Consider the following 19,254-nt stretch of genomic DNA (forward strand, 5'->3'; position numbering starts at 1 on the left):
CGGCAGGCGGTTTTTGTATTCCACGAAAACTTACTTCTCTTTGGCTATCCAGTCGCGGATCAGCGGCCCGGCCTGCTGCAACGCCTGCGGGCTGAACATACCGTCATGAGTGCAGGGCAGGGTGTGGATAGCGATTCTCCCCTCGACAAAGGGTGCCCACAGCTGCGCATCGAAACCCGCTTCGCCGTCGCGGCGTGTGGCCGCGCGCAGGAAGAGGATATCCCCCTGAAAGCGCGACGGCGTGAAGGCTGCCAGCAGGCGCGGCGCCTCGCGAAACTCCGCAAGGATACGCTCAAACACTACTGGCTCCATTACCGCCAGCGGATGCTCCTGCGCCACTAAACGGCGGCGCAGCGCCTCGACAGTGAGTTCACTCTCTGTGGGCACGCTGCCGGTTAAGGCTTCAAACAGCGCCGAGAGGCTCTCGCTGTCTTGCCGCTCCCTGTCACGGTAGCGCTCGCCCAGCGGGTAGCCATCAAGCAGGATCAGCGTGCTGACAACCTCCCCGGCCTGCTGCAACAGGGTGGCGATTTCATGGGCCAGATGGCAGCCAAATGACCAGCCGAGCAGGGCATAAGGGCCGTGTGGCTGCACTTTCACCATCTCCGCGAGGTAACTTTTTGCCAGCGCGTTAACCGAGGGCAACGCCTCCCCGCTGCTCAGCCGTTGCGACTGCAGGCCAAACAGCGGCTGCGTGTCGCCAAGCCAGGGAATAAGCCCGGCGTAGGACCAGCTCAACCCGCCGCCGGGCGGCAGGCAGAAGAGGGGCGTTTTCTGCCCGCGCGGTTGCAGAGGCAGCATCACATCCAGCACGTTGCTGCGCTGATTGCTCTGAAGCCGCTGCGCCAGCAGCGCTACCGTCGGGTGCTCAAACAGATCGCGCAGCGTCAGTTTCACCTGCCACGTTTTATCGATAGCGTTAATCAGCCGCGCCGCCAGTAATGAGTGGCCGCCAAGGGCAAAAAAGCTGCTATCGACGGTGATGTTTTTCAGATTGAGCAGTTCGCAAAACCGCTCAGCCAGCCAGCTTTCCCGCTCGTTTTGCGGCGCGCGCCCTGGCCCGGTATGGAAATCGGGCTTCGGCAACCCGGCAAGTGCCAGCTTACCGTTGGCGTTAAGCGGCAGCGCCGCCAGCAGCATAATCGCCGCGGGCACCATAAAGTCCGGCAGCCGCTCGCGCGCAAACTGTTGCAGTGCTGCGCTGAGTTCGCTCTCCTGAACAGAGGGCACCACATAGGCGACAAGCTGCTTATTGCCGCTGCGATCCTCAAGCGCCACCACCGCCGCCTGCTGAACCGCAGCGTGCTGTTTCAGCACCATCTCCACTTCACCGGGTTCAATGCGGAAACCGCGAATTTTCACCTGCTGATCGCGGCGGCTGACAAAACAGAGCGCGCCATCGCGCCGCCATTTGACGATATCGCCAGTGCGGTACATGCGGCTTCCCGCCGGGCCGAAAGGATCGGCGACAAAGTGTGCCGCGCTCAGCGTCGGGTGGTTGATATAGCCGCGAGCCACCCCGCGCCCGGCGATATAGAGCTCTGCCGCCACGCCCGGCGGCACCGGCTGCAGATGGGAATCAAGCACGTAGAGGCGGGTGTTATCGAACGCTCTGCCAATCGGCACGTCAAGATAGGGCGCATCGGCCTGCGTGATGGGGTAGTCCGTCGCATAGGTGGTGATCTCCGTTGGGCCATAAATATTCAGCAGTTCGAGATGCGGCCAGCGCTCGCGCACGGCCTGAACCGCGCTGGCGGAGATCTTCTCCCCGCCGGTATAAACCCGGCGTAAGCCTGCAAGGCAGTCGCTCGCCTCCTCGGCGATCAGGCGGAACAGCCCGGAGGTTAAAAAGGCGGTCGTGACCTCACCCGCCACAAGCGTGTCGGCAAGCAGGGGCAGATCCAGCGTCTCGCCGGGGACGATCACCGCATGGTGACCATTGAGCAGCGTCCCCCAAATCTCCCAGGTGGAGGCGTCAAACGCATAGGCCGAGTGCAGCAGAATGCGCTGGCACGCCTCCGCTTGCCAGCGGCGGTCGCGTGCCAACGCCAGCACGTTATCCTGGGTGGTGGCAATGCCTTTCGGTTTGCCGGTCGAGCCGGAGGTAAACATCACATAAGCCAGATGGTCCGGCGTTACCGTTGTTACAACCTCCGCCGCCGTGGCGTGGGTTGCTGAATCATCGACAATAAGCCGCGCTATGCCCGGCGGCAGCGCGGCCTGGCTGTGGCTTTCATCCAGCAGCACGATGCGCAGATCCAGCTCATCAATACAATGTTGCCAGCGCTCAGCGGGATCGCTCGCCCGCAGCGGTACATAGAAACCGCCCGCTTTCACCACCGCAAGAAGGGCAATCACCAGCGAAAGGGAGCGGGTCATCAACACTGCCACGCCCTGCTCGCTGTTTAGGCCTTGCTGTTGCAGGCGCTGCGCGAGGGCATTGGCGCAGGCATCCAGTTGCTGATAGCTCAGCTGCTCCTGCCCGCAGCTGGCGGCGATACGCTGCGGCGTGGCGGCGACCTGGCGGGCAAACTGCGCGGCAAGGGTGGCGGGCGGCACGTCGCACCAGGTCTCATTCCACACGTCCAGCAGCTCGTTACGCTGGCGGTCAGTGAGCAGCGGCAGCGTCATCACCGCGCTCTCCGGCTCCTCCACCATGGCCTGCAACAGGTGGGTGAAGTAATCCGCCAGCGCCGTGATGGTCTGCCCGTCAAAGCGATCGACCGGGTAGTCGATTTGCACCTCCAGTGCGCTGACGTCGCCGCGCTCGCCGTAAACCTGCTCAACGTTGAAGGTTAAATCAAACTTGGTGGTCACCAGCCCGACGGGCTGCGGCAAGAGCGTCAGCCCGGCGAAGTTCGGCGGCGTGGCGTCGTTATTTTGCAGCACCATCATCACCTGGAAGAGCGGATGCCTGCCAGAGACGCGCTCGGGGTTGAGGCTTTTCACCACCCAGTCAAAGGGGACCTCCTGGTTAACCCAGGCGGAGAGCATAAACTCGCGCACCTGGGCCAGCGCCTCAGCCACCGTGGGGTTTGCCGCCAGATCAACGCGAAGTACCAGGGTATTGACGAAGAAGCCGACCAGATCGCGCATCGCCTCATCTGAACGCCCGGCGACGGCGGTGCCGAGCGTAATATCCTCCCCGGCCCCCATTCTGCCAAAGAGGATCGCGGCGGCGGTTTGCAGCACCATAAAGGGCGTCGCCCCCTCACGGCGTGCCAGTTGGGTGATCTGCTGATAAAGCTTCTCATCAATGCGTAACCTGACCTGCTCGCCAACATAACTGGTTGCGGCCGTCGGATGACGATCGGCGGGCAGCGTCGTCGCTTCCTGCACGCCGGAGAGGGCTTCACGCCAGAATGTGAGCTGCCGGACGGCGGTTTCGCTCTGGCTCTCAATGTCGCCCAACCTCCCGCGCTGCCAGAGGGCGTAATCGGCATACTGCACCGGCAGCGGCGCCCACTGCGGGGCCTGCATGGCGCAGCGCGCGGTATAGGCGCAGGCGAGATCGCGAAACAGCGGTGCCAGCGAGCCACCATCGCAGGCGATATGGTGGATAACCAGCAGCAGCACATGCTGCCGGGTTTGCGAAAGATGGAACAGGCTGGCGCGCAGTGGGATCTCTTCTGCTAGCTCAAACGGGTAGGCAGCGGCGTGATCAAGGGCGTCGGTCAGCGACGAAGCCGCGATATTGCTCACCTCAAACGTCACTTCAAACGCATCGGGGGCGAGGATCTCCTGCCATGGCTGCCCCTGGTGGAGCGGGTAGCGCGTGCGCAGAACCTCATGGCGTTCAACCACATCCCGCACGGCTTCACATAGCGCGGTGTCGTTCAGCTCCCCCTGCAAACGGATGGCGAGCGGCATGTTATAGGCCGCATGGTTTTTATCGAGGTTTTTCAAAAGCCACATCCGCTGCTGGGCAAAAGAGAGCGGCAGCCGGGCGCTGCGCGGCTGTGTGCAGAGAGGTTCAGCAGGCCGGTTTCCCTGTTTCGTCAGTTGCCCGGCCAGCTGCGCGACCGTTGGATAGTCAAACAGCGTGCGGATCGGCACTTCGACCTCCAGCACGCGGGTGATGCGGCTCACCAGACGCATCGCCAGCAGCGAATGGCCGCCGAGGGCAAAGAAGTCGTCATCAATACCGGGAGCGTCTGACTGCAACACCTCGGCAAACAGCCCCAGCAGAATCTCCTCCTGCACGGTGCGCGGCGCGCGTCGTGCGCTTCCGGCACTCAGAACGGGGCGCGGCAGGGCGCGTTTATCCAGCTTGCCGTTGAGGGTCAGCGGGAACTGTTCAATCTGCATAATCGCGCCCGGCACCATGTAGCCCGGCAGTTTCGCTGCCGCCAGGCTGCGCAGCGCGGCAATATCGAGCGGCGCGTGCGAGTCGGCGGTGACGTAGGCCACCAGCTGCGGTTGAGTGTCGGCATCAAGCAGCACCACTTCTGCATGGGCAACCTGCGGGGCGCTTCGCAGAACAGCGGCAATTTCGCCCAACTCAATACGAAACCCGCGCAGTTTCACCTGCTGATCCGCGCGCCCCAGGTAGTGCAGGTCTCCCTCTGGGCTCCTGACGGCGATATCGCCGGAGCGATACATGCGCGAGCCCGGCGCACCCCAGGGGTCGGCGACAAAGCGTTGGCTGGAGAGTTCGACACGGTTCAGATAACCGCGCGCCAGCCCGGCACCGCTGATATACATTTCGCCCTCAACGCCCGGCGGCACCGGACGCAGCGCATCATCCAGCAGATGGATATGCAGATCGGGGATCGCCACGCCGATAAGGCTGCCTGTCGCCTCGCGCGCCCGCGCCGCGGTTAACGGCTGATAGCTCACATGTACGGTGGTTTCCGTGATGCCGTACATATTGATAAGTTCCGGCGCACTTTCCGGGTGGCGCTGATACCAGCGTTCAAGTTGGCTAAGATCCAGCGCTTCACCACCAAAAATCACCTTACGCAGCGCCAGCGGCAGTTCGTCGTGCTCAAGATCGCGCTCGGCTTCAATCAACTGATAAAAAGCGGACGGCGTCTGGTTAAGGATGGTCACTTTTTTCTCGCTTAACAGCCGCAAAAAGGCCTGCGCATCGCGGCTGACCATAAAGGGCACCACCACCAGCTCGCCGCCATAGAGCAATGCGCCCCATATTTCCCAGACCGAGAAATCAAACGAGCAGGAGTGAAACAGCGTCCAGATATCGTGGCGCGAGAAGTTAAACCACGTCTCTGTCGCGGCGAAAAGACGCAGCACATTGCTGTGCGGGATCATCACCCCCTTGGGATTGCCGGTGGAGCCAGAGGTGTAAATGATATAGGCGAGGTTGTGCGCCTGCACCGGGCGCAGCCGCTCGCTTGGCTTAAGATCCACGCCGCTCTGCTGCGCCAGCCGTTGCTGGCTTTCAGCGCTATCAAGGAGCAGCAGCTGCGATTCATCAAACATCTCCGCGTGCGCCTGGAGTGACACGATTAGCGCCGGTCTGGCGTCGGAGAGAATGTAGGCCAGCCGCTCCGGCGGGTTATGCACATCCAGCGGCAGCCAGGCCGCGCCCGCTTTCAGCACCGCAAGAATAGCCACCAGCGCCTCAAGCGTGCGCGGCAGCGCCAGCGCCACAATCTCTTCGCTGCCGATGCCGCAGCTCACCAGATGACGGGCAAGTTGGTTCGCCCGCTGGTTAAGCTCGGCGTAGCAAAGCGTCTTATCGCCAAGCGAGAGGGCAGTGGCATCCGGGTAGTGCGCGGCGCACTGTTCAAACACCTCGTGCAGCGTGGTTTGCGTCCTCTTATCGAACGATGACGGTGTGGGAAGCAGCGCCTGCGCCTCCTGCGGCAGTAACAGAGAAGCGTGGCCGATAAGGCTGTCAGGGCGGTCAATCATGGTGTAAAGCAGATGCAGGAAGCGATCCGCCAGCCGCTCAACCTCCTCATCGGGGAAGATATCGGCCAGCGCGCTAAAGCGCAGCGCGAGCGATTCGCCGGGAACAGCAATAAGCCCCAGCGGGTAGTGGGAGGCATCGCCGCCGCGGTGCGAGGCGAGCGAAACCGTTAATTTTTCGCTCATTTCGGCGCTTGCGCTCTGCGGGTAGTTCTCAAACACCATCAGCGTATCAAACAGCGCCTCGCCGCCGGCGTCAGCCTGGATGGTGGTGAGATCGAGATACTGGCTGTCGAGCAGGCGCGTCTGCTCCGCCTGTAGCTGTTGCAGCAGCGTGGTGAAACTCTCCTCCATGCGCCAGCTGAGGCGAAGCGGCAGCGTGTTGATTAGTAATCCGACCATCCTTTCGATGCCGCTAAGCTCCGCCGGTCTGCCGGAAACGGTAATGCCGAAAACCACGTCGCAGCGCCCGGTAAGCGCGCCAAGCAGCATGCCCCAGGCGCACTGCAATAGCGTATTGACCGTTACGCCAAGCTCGCGGGCGCAGCGGTTCAGCTGCCGGGTACGGTCGGCATCCACCGTTCTGTGGAGCAGGTGCGGCTGCAAATTGTCGGTGGTGCGCCCTTTGGCGAGATGGGTAGGGCCTTGCAGGCCGCGTAACGCCTCGCGCCATACATCGCGCATCTTCCCGGTTTCACGCTGGGTAAGCCAATACAAATAGTCGCGATAGGGCACGGCGGGCGGCAACGGCTCCGCGAGGTATAAACGAAACAGCTCATCGAGCAGCACCGGAATCGACCAGCCATCCAGCAGCAGGTGGTGATTGGTGAAGATCAGCTTATGTTGCGTCGGCGAACACTTCACAAGGGTAAAGCGCAGCAGAGGCGGCGTGTCGGCGGCGAAGCGGGTGTTGTAGTCCGTTTCCAGCAGCGCACCATAAGCCGACGCCTGCGCTAACGTTGAGAGGATACTTAAATCCACCTCCTGCCAGGGGAGCGGCAGGCCAGAGAGGATCAGCTGAACCGGCGTGTCGACCTCTTCATACTCAAACCCGGCGCAGAGGTGGGGATGGCGCGCCAGCAGCTGCCCGACGGCCTGTTTGAGCCTGGCGACATCCAGCTCCCCATCAAGTTGATAAACCTGTTGCACCTGATAGGCATCGCTACCGCGCGTATCAAGCAGCATATGGAACAGCAGACCTTTCTGTAACGGGGATAACGGCAGTATCTCTTTAATATCCATACTCATTTTTTCTTCGTCCATTTTGCCTGAAGTTTTGACAGCCCCGCCTGTTGCAGCGCCACCAGGGGCACATCTGAAGGGGTAAATCCGCCGATATCGTCGACCTGCGTAAGCTGCGACAGCGCTTTCAGCCAGCTAAACCACCCCGTAGCCAGACGGCTGACGCGATCTTCAGCGTAAAGCTCAGTCGCCCAACTCCAGTTCGCCACCAGCACCGGGCCGCTTGCACGCGCTTCCACCACGGCATTGAGCGAGAGGGCATGCGGCAGCGCGAAGCTGTCGTGTGCGCGGGTATCAAGCAGGCGTGCCTCAGCCGCAAGCTGCCAGTCCCGCGCCTCTTCGACGCTGAGGCGGCCCAGATAGTTAAAGCCGATTTGCGGCTGTGGCAGCGCGGCAAGCTGCGGGCGCGTTTGTGGGTTGAGATAGCGCAGCAGGCCGTAACCCAGCCCGTTGCCCGGCACCTGGCTCAGCTGCTCTTTAACGCTCTTCAGCGCGCTACCGAGCGAGTGGGGATGGGTTAACTGCGCTCTACCCGGAGCAAGACGCACCGGGTAGAGCGTGGTAAACCAGCCAACGGTGTTCGACAGCGCGGTTCCCGCCAGCTCTTCGCGCCCGTGCCCTTCGACATCCAGCAGCACATCCGTTTGCCCATCTTCGCGCCATGCCGTGATGGCGAGTGCCAGGGCGCAGAGCAGCACATCGTTAATACCGGCGTGAAAGCGCGCGGGCAGGGTGGCCAGCAAAGGCTGGGTAAATTCGCTGCCAAGCTCCATCTGCAAAGAGGCGCTGGTGGCGAGGGTGTCGCACGTGCCTGCCAGCCGTCGTGTGGTTAACAGCTCGTCCGGCTGGCTGAGCACGCTCTGCCAGTGCGCCAGCTCATCACCCCGGCGTTGCGCTTCCTGCTCAAGGCGCAGCGCCCAAGCGCGAAAGGCGGTGCCTGTGTCGGTCAGCTGCGCATTTTTACCCGTAGCGCGGGCGCGCCAGAGGGCGAGCAGGTCGGCGGCGAGTATCCGCCAGGAGACGCCATCCACCGCCAGGTGATGTAACACCAGCATCAGCTGGCCCGGTTCGCCACAGGCGGCGCGGAACCAGACGGCCTGCACCATCTTGCCGCGCGCCGGGTCGAGCCGCTGTTTCGCCCGGTGACACGCCTCCTGAATCTGCAGCTGCCGCTGCTCCGGCGAGAGAGGCAGGATATCGACAATCTCCAGCATCTCACTCTCATCCATGGCAGGCGGCACAGCGAGATAAATCTCGCCGCTGACCTCGCGGCGGGCAGTTAAGCGCAGCGCATCATGGTGCCGGATCAGTTCGGCGAGCATCTCGCGCAGCGCCTGTGCATCCAGCTCTGCGGGCGTGTGCAGCAGCGTTGCCTGGCAGAAGGCGTTGATATCGCCGGGGTTCTCCATCAACCAGTGGAAGATCGGTGTCGCGGGCAGATCGCCGACGGCAGCAACCTGCGGAGCGGTATCCTGCTCTGCAACGGCGGTCATAATGCCAGCCAGCCCGGCGACCGATTTATGCTCAAACATATCGCGCGGGGTGAACAGCCAGCCCGCCTGGCGGGCGCGCGCCACCAGCTGTATTGCCGTGATGCTGTCGCCGCCCAGCTCGAAGAAGCTCATCGTGCGGTCGACCTCCGCCAGGTTGAGCAGTTCGGCGAACAGCGTGCTGAGCAGTTGCTCCTGCGCGTTACGCGGTGGGGTGTGCTGTACGCGGGCAAACTGCGGCGCAGGCAGCGCCCGGCGGTCGATTTTGCCGTTTGGCGTGACCGGTATTGCCGGTAGCAGAACCACGGCAACCGGCACCATATAGTCCGGCAAAAAATCGCGTAAAAAGTCGCGGATCTCCCCGCCCTGCGCCTGCTCATCGCGGGCGACGGCGTAAGCCACCAGCTGGCGCAAACCGGGTTTATCCTCGCGGACAATCACCGTCGCCTGCGTGATCTGCGGATGTTTTCGCAACTGGGATTCAATCTCGCCCAGCTCAATACGAAAACCGCGGATTTTGACCTGGTGATCGACGCGCCCGGCGAACATCAGCTCGCCCTCACGGCTCCAGCTTGCCATATCGCCTGTGCGGTACATCCGGCTGCCCGGTGCGCCAAAGGGGTTAGCAACGAAGCGTTCTGCCGTTAAATCGGGCCGTTTCAGGTAGCCCCGCGCCAGGCTTTCACCAGCAATATAGAGCTCGCCTTTTACCCCCGGCGGAACGGGTTGCAGATGCGCGTCCAGCACATAAGCCTGCATATTGAAAATCGGTCTGCCAATCGGCGGCAGTCGGTCGGCCTGTAACGGCTGGCTGATGGTGGCGCAGACGGTCGATTCGCTCGGGCCATAGGCGTTAATCATTCGCCGCCCGGTGCCCCAAAACGCGATCAGTTCCGGCGGGCAGGCCTCCCCGGCAACGATAAGCGTTGCCAGTGCGGGCAGCGGTTCGCGCGGCATCACCGCCAGCCCAACCGGTGGTAGCGTGGCATGGGTAACCGCGCGATCGCGCATCAGGGTATAGAGCGGTTTGCCGGGCGTTAGCGCCTCTTTCGCCGCCACGACCAGCGACGCGCCGCTCAGCAGCGCCATGCTGATATCCCAGAACGAGGCGTCGAAGCTCGGCGAGGCGAACTGCAACACGCGGCTTTGCGGCGTGACGTGCAGGCGCTCAACCATGCTGGCGACCAGATGAGCAATTCCCCGATGGCTGACCACTACCCCTTTTGGCGCGCCGGTCGAGCCGGAGGTGTAGATGAGGTAGGCGGCGTTATCGCACCGCAACCTGCGCGGCAGCGTAATCGCTTCGGCACTGTGGTCGGCAAGTAGCCCGCGCAGGGCCGGGTGGTCAAGGCGCAGCGCGGCATACTCCGGTGCCAGCCGGTCGGCGAATGCCGCCTGGCTTATCACCAGCCCTGGCTGCGCGTGGCTTAACATATACGCCACCCGCTCGGGTGGGTAATCAGGATCGAGAGGCAGATAGGCGGCGCCCGTTTTCATCGTGGCGATGATGGACACGATAAGGGCAACGGATCGCGGCAGCGCGATGGCGACAATCTGCTCGGCGCCAATGCCCCGCGCCAGCATCAGGTTTGCCAGGCGGTTTGCCCGTTGGTCCAGCTGCGCGTAGGTCAACGTCTCCTCGTCGCCAATCAGCGCCGTTGCCTGCGGCGTGGCGCGCACGATGGCTTCAAACTGTTCCGCAAAGGTCGTGGCGGGAACCTCGCGCGCACTGTTGTTCCACGTCTGCATGATTTCGTGCCGCTCCGCGTCGCTGAAGATCGGCAGTTCGCTCACGCGACGCGAGGCATCGGTGGCGATGCCCGCCAGCAGGTGGGTGAAGTAGCCCGCCATGCGCCTGACGGTCGCCTCGTCAAACAGATCCACGGCGTACTCCACCATGCCGCGCAGCCCCTGCGGCGTCTCTTCGAGGTTAAAGGTGAGATCAAATTTCGCCACCGGCAACGACGGCATCTCAACCACGGTTTCCAGCTCATCGAAGAGGGCGGCGCTGCGCGCGACGTTTTGCAGCACCAGCATCACCTGGAAGAGCGGATGCCGCGCCAGCGAACGGGCGGGGTTTAACGCCTCGACCAGGCTCTCGAACGGGATATCCTGGTGCTCCCAGGCCGCCAGCGCGTGCTCGCGAACGCGCTCAAGCAGCGTCACAAATGAGGGGTTGCCGCTGAGATCGGTCCGCATCACCAGGGTATTGATAAAAAAGCCGACCAGCGGTTCGAGCGCCTCGTCGCTACGCCCCTCGACCGCCGTGCCGATGGGGATATCCTCGCCCGCGCCGCAGCGGCAAAGCAGCACCGCCAGCGCCGCCTGTAACAGCATAAACAGGCTGGCGTTATGCTGTCGTGCCAGCCCCTCTAACGCGGCGGTTGTGCGGGCATCAATGGCGAAGTGGCACTGTTTCCCCACATAGCTGGCGCGCAGCGGGCGCGGCCGGTCAGTGGGCAACTGAAGTTCGTCGGGCAGGTCGTGCAGCGTATCGCGCCACCAGGCCAGCTGGCTGTTGAAGAGGCTGTCGTTCTCGTCCGGTGCACCGAGCAGCGCCTGCTGCCACAGCGTGTAGTCGGCATACTGCACCGCAAGCGGTCTCCAGACGGGCACCCGGTTCTGCGCACGGGCGTTGTAGGCCTCTGCCAGATCGCGCAGCAGCGGGGCAATCGATCCGCCATCGCTGGCGATATGGTGCATCAGAATGAGTAACAGATGGTGGTCATCATCCACCTTAAACAGCCAGGCGCGGCAGGGATCTTCCTGCGCCAGATCGAAGGTGTATTGTGCGGCGGTCTGCACGGCGTGGGGCAGGTCGTCGGCGGAAACCGTAAGCAGGGTCAGGGGGCAACAGGCCATCGAGGCCGGAGTGATCCTCTGGCAAACCGTCCCATCGTCAAGCTGATGAAAGCGTGTGCGCAGGCTTTCATGGCGCAGCACGATATCGTCGAGTGCCGTCATCAGCGCAGAAACGGCGATATCCCCCCGTAAGGTGAGCGTGACGGGCATGTTGTAGGTGTATTTACCCTGCTCAATGCGGTCAATCATCCAGAGACGGCGCTGCGGTGATGAGAGCGGCAGAAGCGGTGGCCGCTCGCCCTGGCACAGGCGCGGGCGCGTCGGCTGGCTGCCCTGCAACCGCCCGGCAAACCGCGCCACCGTCGGGGCTTCAAACAGATCGCGGATCGCCGGGTTGAGATTGAGCGCCCGGCGGATTTTGCTCACCAGGCGGGAGGCCAGCAGCGAGTGGCCGCCGAGGGCAAAGAAGTCATCATCAATACCGACCTCCGGCACGCCCAATACCGCGGCGAAGAGCGTACAGAGGGTGCATTCAAGGTCACTGCGCGGCGCACGGTGCGCGACGCTGGCAACCTGCGGCGTGGGCAGGGCGCGCTGATCGACTTTGCCGTTCGCCGTCAGAGGGAAGTGCTCAAGCGGGACAATCATCGCTGGCACCATAAAGTCCGGCAGTTGCGCGCCCAGCGCCTGGCGCAGCGCATCGGCATCGCAGCTTTCGCCAGGTTTTGCCGTTACCCACGCAATAAGCTGCCTGCTTCCCGGGCTGCTCTCCCGGGTGCTCACCAGCGCCTGGGCCACCGTTGCCTGCTTCTGCAAAGCCGCTTCCACTTCAGCCAGCTCAATGCGGAAGCCGCGAATTTTGACCTGCTGATCGCCACGGTTCAGGTACTCCAGCACGCCATCCTCGCGCCAGCGCACCTGGTCGCCGGAGCGATACATACGCGCGCCGTGGGCGGAGAAGGGGTTAGCAACAAAATGCGCCGCAGTCAGGCAGGGGTTGCGGTGATATCCGCGCGCCAGCCCAATCCCGGCAATATAGAGCTCACCGGGCATGCCGACCGGCACCGGGTTGAGGTAAGCATCAAGGACATAAAGCTGCATATTGTCGAGCGGTGTGCCGACAGGCACCGTCACGCCCTCCGGGATCTGCACCATGGGCCATGTGGTGGCGAAGGTGGTGGTTTCCGTCGGCCCGTAGCCGTTCATCATCACAAGCGCGGGGTTATGCGTCATCACCTCGCGAATCGCGTGTATGGAGAGCACATCTCCGCCCGCAATCAGTAAACGCACGCCCTTCAGCGCCTCAGGATGCACCTCTGCCATCAGATGAAATAGCCCGGCGGTGAGCCACAGCGCGGTGACCTTTTCATCGACGATACTCTGCGCCAGCGTATCGATATCCAGCTCGCCCGACGGCGCGACGATAACCGTACCGCCGCCCAGCAACGGCACCCACAGCTCATAAGTTGAGGCATCAAAGGCCGACGGAGAGTGCAGCAGCACCCGCTGATGATCCTCTGCCCGCCAGCGGCGATCCAGCGCCAGCGCCGCCACGCTCTGCTGCTCGACCGCAATCCCTTTTGGCTTACCGGTCGAACCGGAGGTGAACATGATATAGGCCAGGCTGCCGGGCGCAGAGAGACGCGGCGGGTTGCTTAGCGGCCAGTCGTCCGCAGGTTCCTCACCGATAAACAGGACATTGTCGACCGTAGGCAGTGGCAAGGTGGCATCGGCCAGCAGTAGCGTGGCGCCTGCTTCATTCACCATTAGTTGCTGGCGCTCCAGCGGATCGGTGATGCGCAGCGGCAGGTAAGCGCCGCCAGCCTTGATAACGGCGAGCACGGCGATAACTTCGTTCATCGAGTGCTGCATCAGTAACCCGGCGCAAAACGGCGCGCCCCCGGTCTGCGCCATCAGGCGGTGCGCAAGCCGGTTTGCTGCTTCATTAAGGTGGCGATAGCTCAGGTTTTTTTCGCCCTCTTTCACCGCGATGGCGTCGGGCGAGCGCTGCACCTGCGTTTCAAACAGCCCGGCCAGCGACAGCGGCGGCAACGTCACATCCGTTGCGTTCCAGCGCTTTAGCACGGTTTCACGCTGCGCAGCGCTTAACAGCGGGATCTGCGCAAGGCGGGCTTCGGGACGCTGCGCGATAGTTTCGATAACCCGGATTAACTGCCCGGCAAAGCCCGCAACCGTGCGGCCATCATAGAGGGCGGTGGCATATTCAATATGCCCGCTCAGGCGCTGCTGCGCGTCATCGACATCAAAATGAAACAGCAGATCGAATTTGGCGGTGGTGGTCGGGAGCTGGCGTTGTGCCACCGCAACCTGCGGGAAGGTGACCGCCTGCGGCCACGGTGTATCGACCACCATCATCACCTGAAAGAGCGGATGACGGGCTAAGGTGCGACCGGGTGCCAGCGCCTCGACGACCTGCTCAAAGGGGAGATCCTCATGCTGGTTGGCTTCCAGCACCGCCGATTTCGCCTGGGTGACAATGTCGCTCAGCGTCGGGTTGCCTCCCATATCCGTTCGCAGCACCGCCGTATTGGCGAAATAGCCGATCAGCGGCAGCAGGGCGGCGTCGCTGCGGGCGTAAAGCGGCGTACCAATTACGATGTCATCACCTGCGCCGAGACGATGCATCAGCGTTGCCAGCGCCGCATGGAGCAGCATAAACAGGCTCACGCCCATCTCCTCGCTCCGTGTTTTCAGGCGCGATAACAGCTCGTCGGGGAGCGCAAAGTCGACGCGGTCGCCACGGTAATCCGCCTGCGTGGGGCGAGGCCGGTCGGCGGGCAGCGTCACCTCTTCCGGCACGTCCGCCAGCTGTTGACACCAGTAGTCCAGCTGCTGGCTATGGCGCGCGTTCGCGCCGGGCGCTTCGCTCAGCAATGCGCGCTGCCAGAGCGCGTAATCGGCGTACTGAACGGTCAGCGGCGGCAACTGCGGGTGTTGGCCTGCGGCACGCGCCTGCCAGCAGAGGCGCAAATCCTCCAGCAGCGGCAGCAGGGAGCCACCATCCCCGGCGGTATGGTGAATGAGCAGCAGCAGAACATGTTGCTCCGCTGCCAGTTGATAGAGCCAGGCTTTAACCGGCAGTTCGCTATCCAGCGCAAAGAGATGCTGGCTCTCCATCACCAGCTGCGCGTCAAGGTGCTCGGGCGCGATGGCGAGGGTCGGCAGCGCAAACTTGACGTCGTGAGCCGCAAGGATCTGCTGGCAGGGCATCTCTTCCTGCTGGGTTAACAGGGTGCGCAGGCTCTCATGGCGGGCGATAACGTCAGAGAGGGCCTGCGCCAGCACCGCCGCATCCAGCGGGCCGCTCAGCGTCAGCGCCAGCGGCATGTTGTAGGCGCTGCTGGGGGCGATCTGCTGCTGCAACCATAAGCGCTGCTGGGCAAATGACATCGGCAGCTGCGCCGGGCGCGGTTGCGCGACCAGCGCAGGGCGTGCCGTCTGGCTGTGCGCCCTTGCTATCTGCGCGCTCAGTTCGGCAACGGTCGGGGCATCAAACAGGGTTTTCAGCGACAGCTCCACGCCGAAGTGCTGGCGCAGGCGGCTCAGTAATTGCAGCGCTAACAGCGAGTGCCCGCCGAGGCTAAAAAAGTTGTCATTAATACCGGGCGGATCGATAGCCAGGCACTCGGCAAACAGCTGGCACAGCTCCCGCTGCTGCGCAGTAGCGGGCGGTACCGGGGCGAGAGAGGTAAAGGTCGGTTGCGGCAGCGCCCGGCGGTCGATTTTGCCATTCGCCGTCAGGGGGAAGTGCGCCAGCACCATCACCCGCGCGGGTACCATATAGTCCGGCAGTTTTTGCGCCGATGCCGCACGCAGCGCATCCGGACTACAGGCTGCATCATCCTGCGCCACGACGTACGCCACCAGCCGTTTCTGCCCGCTCTTTTCCTCCTCATGGGCGACGACCAGCGCCTGTTTAACCTCGGGGAGGGCGTTGAGCGCGTTTTCAATCTCCCCGAGTTCAATACGATAGCCGCGGATCTTGACCTGATTGTCCACCCGGCCGAGGAAAATGATTGTCTGCTCTTCACTCCAGCAGGCCATATCGCCGGTGCGATACATCCGCTTGCCCTCCTCATCAAAGGGGCTGGCAACAAAGCGCTCGCTGGTTAAATCTGCGCGGTTGAGATAGCCGAGCGCCAGCCCGTCGCCAGCGATATAGAGCTCGCCAGGCTGCCCAACCGGTACCGGTTTCAGGGCGTCATCAAGGATATGAATTCGGGTATTAAAGAGCGGTTTACCGATAACCGACGGCGAGGGGTGCGCGGCGCTCAGTTCGCTCAAGGTCGACCAGATAGTGGTTTCGGTGGGGCCATAGAGCTGAATGACGCGCTCAGAGAGTGCGACCATGCGCTCCGCAAGCGTTTGGGGTAGCGCATCGCCGCCGACCAGCGCCGTCAGGCCAGCCAGCGCATCGGGCTGATAGGCCACTAACCCATGCCACAGCGCGGGCGTACCCTGCATATGGGTGATCTGATGTTCAGCGATCGCCTGCGCCAGCAGACGCGGGTCGCGCGCGCACTCCCGTGAGGCGATAGTGACCGACGCGCCGGTCATCAGCGGCAATAAAAGCTCCAGCGCGGCGATATCAAAACTGAGGGTGGTCACGGCGAGCAGCCGATGCTGCGCCGTCAGTTGCACGGTGTGTTGCATGGCGGTGAGGAAGTTGGTTAACGCGCCGTGAGAGACCAGTGCCCCTTTCGGCGCGCCGGTAGAGCCGGAGGTAAAGAGCACATACGCTGGCTGCGGCGGTTGCGGCAGCGTGGTTGGGTTATCGTCGTGCTGTGCCGCAATGGCCGCCACCGCCGCGTCACTGTCGATCTGCTGCTGGCGATACCCGGTAACGATCCCCGCCGTTTGCGACGAGGAGAGGATCAGCGTCGGCTGGGCGGTGGCGAGAATATGCTGCAGGCGCTCCGCCGGGTGATCGGCATCAAGGGGCAGGTAAACGGCCTGTGCTTTGGCGACCGCCAGCATGGCAATCACCATATTCACCGTGCGCGGCAGGAGCAGCGCGATGCTGTCGCCGGGGCGCACACCCTGATCCTGTAGAAAGCGGCTAAGCCGGTTCGCCTGGCGGTTAAGCTGGCTGTAGCTCAGCTGGGTGTGCCGATCGTCAAGTGCAGGCGCGTGCGGCGTGCTTCTGGCCTGACGTTCAAACAGCGCCGCAAAGGAGAGGGGCGGCACGGGCGCGCAGGTATCATTGGCCTGAGCATAAAGCTGCGACTCCTCCGCACTCAGCAGCGAGGGGGCACCAATCGCGGCGTGAGGTTGGTCGATTAACGCGCTAAACAGCGCCAGCATGCGCTGATGATGGGCGGATAAACTCTCTGGGCTGTAGAGGGCGCTATTAGCGTCAAAGCCGACGACCAGCGTGTGTTCGTCGCCGTAACCAAAGAAGAAGATCGCCAGATCGTCAACCGGCCCGTTGCTGGTATTCACCGGGAACGTTTTCGCGCCGTTGAAGGCCAGATCGTCGCCAAATAACTCGACGTTGATGGTGGTGTGGTAGAGCGGGCGGTCGAGTTTAAGATCGCGGGTCAACGCTTCATGGGGATACTGCTGGTGACGTAACGCGGACATCATCTCTTTTGCCACCAGCACCAGCACATCATCAAGGGTCAGCGCGGGCGAAAGCGGCAGGCGTACTGGCATGATGTTGGACATCATCGCGGGCGTGGTGCGCTGCACGCGACCGACGCGCGCCGCCATCGGTAGCCCGATCACCACCTCCTGCTGGCCGGTCATGCGGTAGAGGTAAACAGCGGTTAACGCCGTAAGCAGCTGCGGGAGCGTGCAGCCTGCGGCTTCGGCATGGCGATTCAGGGCTTGATGCAGGGCTAAATCGATATTGTTGCGCTGGCGGACGATCGGCGCATCCGGCGCGCTGCGGCCAGCAAGGCTTGCGGGCGCTGGCCTGTCCTGAAAGCGCGTCATCCAGTATTCGCGATCGCGAAGAAAGCGGTTTGAGTTTCTGTAGGCGGTATCTTCGGCAATCAAGGCGCGAAAGTTGCCGAACGGCGTCGGCTCGACGGGTTTATCCAGCACCAGCGCGTTGTAGATATCGACCGTGCGGCGAAGGATCAGCGAAGCGCCAAAACCGTCCAGCAGGATATGGTGGCAGCAGTGGTAATAGAGGAATCTTTTCGGGCTGAGCTTAATGAGACAAAAGATAAATGCGTTCCCTTGTGTGAGGGAGAAGCGTTGATTTGTCTGCTCGCTCATAAAGGCCAGTGCGGCTTCCCAGGCATCCGGGCGCGTACTGAAATCGTAAAAGGCAGCATCATAATTATCGATGGCGGGCACCTGCTGCTTTACCGTGTTGTCTGTTTGATAAAACCGACCGTGCATTGTTTCGGCTTCAGCAATCATTTTTTTGACTGCCGCTTTAAATAACGTTGGGCTTACCTCGCCATCAATAATTAAATATTCGCTGATTGTATTATTTCCCGGGTTCAGCGCGACTTCATTCGCTAACCACATTCCCATTTGTGCGGATGTTAAAGCGACGTACTCCGTGTCAATTAGCGCGGACATAAGCAAAACCTCAATATTAGAAAGCGGCAGGGGGAAAAGAGTGATTGATACAACTAGATGTTTTGCAGGCTTTTCGGCTTGATATCCTGCCAGTTCTCCTCAATGTAGTGCAGGCATTCAGCCCGGCTTGCTGGCCCACATACCGGCTCCCAGCCATCAGGCACCGGAATAAACTCTGGCCATAACGAGTGTTGATTCTCATGATTAACTAATACGATGAATATAAGGTTCTCATTGTCGAAGGGGTTGCTCATCTTTTTTTTCCTGTTTATAGGGGGCAGGCTTGTTTTTCTATAGAAACTTCTCTTTTAACGCAATGAAGATAGTTTTAATTTTGCGATTTTAAGAATTTGAATGCCGAATTTAGGCTATTTATAAATATTGTTATTTATGCGTGTTTATAAAAGGTCAGGCTTTTAAAAGTGTCGATGAATAATATTTTGGTGATTGATATTTAATGGTGGTGAATTAATAGCAGTCGAAAACAGAAGAAATAAGAGGGGTAATACGGCGTGTGGTGGTCGCCTCTGCTGTGTCAACAAAGCAGAGGCAAGGCGGTGTTTACTCCTCAGGCAATAAGCGTGATGAGGTGATCCTCTGCCAGCGTATAGTAACCCGTCAGCTGGCTTCCCGGCGCTCTCTCTGCCGTCAGAGGTTGCGTCAGTTCAAGGGTGATGCGCTGCGTTGCCGTATCAATCTGGCAAACCCGCGCGGCATCAAAGTCAAAAAAGCGGCGCACTTCGGGGTAGAGGGCTTTGAACAGGCTCTCTTTGGCGGAGAAGGCGATCAGTAGCGCACTCTCATAAGGCAGCGGGCAGCCCGCGAGCAGCGCCTGCTCCTGCTCCGAGGTGAACATATCGGCGGTTTCGCGCATGGTCTCTGGTGCCAGCATCTCAATGTCCACGCCCGGCGTCAGGCCTGCGCCGCTGGGCGCGATAACGGCTATCGCCCGGTCATGGGTATGGGAAAGGCTGCCGCACCAGCCCGCAGGCCAGATGGGGGAGCGATCCGCCGCCGAGCCAACGCTGGCGTCGCAGCCGTGGTGCGCAAGCAGCAGCTTTGCGCCGTAGCGCGCCGCCAGATACTCTGCCCGGCGCTTTACGCCCGCCGCGTGCAGGCGCGCGGGAAACGGGATCGCGTAGTGGTCAAACAGCTCGTCCTGCCAGGCGTGGCGATCAAAACAGAGCTGGCAGTAGGCGAGCCCCGGAATGGCCGCTATCGTGCCCATCTCAAGATGGGAGATAAAAGGCGGCCGTGCGTGATGGGTCAATGGAGTTAACATGCGCTC

Annotated in this window: 4 protein-coding genes; all 4 read right to left on the reverse strand. The window is 61.9% G+C overall.

The annotated features are described in order from the left end of the window. Positions 1-30: 30 nt before the first annotated feature. Positions 31-7,122: a non-ribosomal peptide synthetase gene (locus IAE48_RS14345; protein WP_200134791.1), complete on the reverse strand. Its 7,092-nt coding sequence runs from the start codon at positions 7,120-7,122 to the stop codon at positions 31-33. Next, positions 7,119-17,966 (reverse strand): non-ribosomal peptide synthetase, encoded by a 10,848-nt coding sequence (locus IAE48_RS14350; RefSeq protein WP_200134792.1) that lies wholly within the window; start codon positions 17,964-17,966, stop codon positions 7,119-7,121. Before IAE48_RS14350 ends, IAE48_RS14345 begins: the two co-directional genes overlap by 4 nt. 53 nt (positions 17,967-18,019) lie before the next feature. Continuing rightward, complete coding sequence (locus tag IAE48_RS14355; protein ID WP_200134793.1) at positions 18,020-18,220, reverse strand: MbtH family protein; 201 nt, start codon at positions 18,218-18,220, stop codon at positions 18,020-18,022. 314 nt (positions 18,221-18,534) lie between these two features. Further along, positions 18,535-19,248 carry a 4'-phosphopantetheinyl transferase gene (locus IAE48_RS14360; protein WP_200134794.1) on the reverse strand — a complete coding sequence of 238 codons (714 nt, stop codon included), beginning with the start codon at positions 19,246-19,248 and terminating at the stop codon, positions 18,535-18,537. Between the last annotated feature and the right edge of the window lie 6 nt (positions 19,249-19,254).

Origin of the sequence: Kosakonia sp. S57 (genome assembly GCF_016516575.1) — a bacterium.
Lineage (GTDB): Bacteria > Pseudomonadota > Gammaproteobacteria > Enterobacterales > Enterobacteriaceae > Kosakonia > Kosakonia cowanii.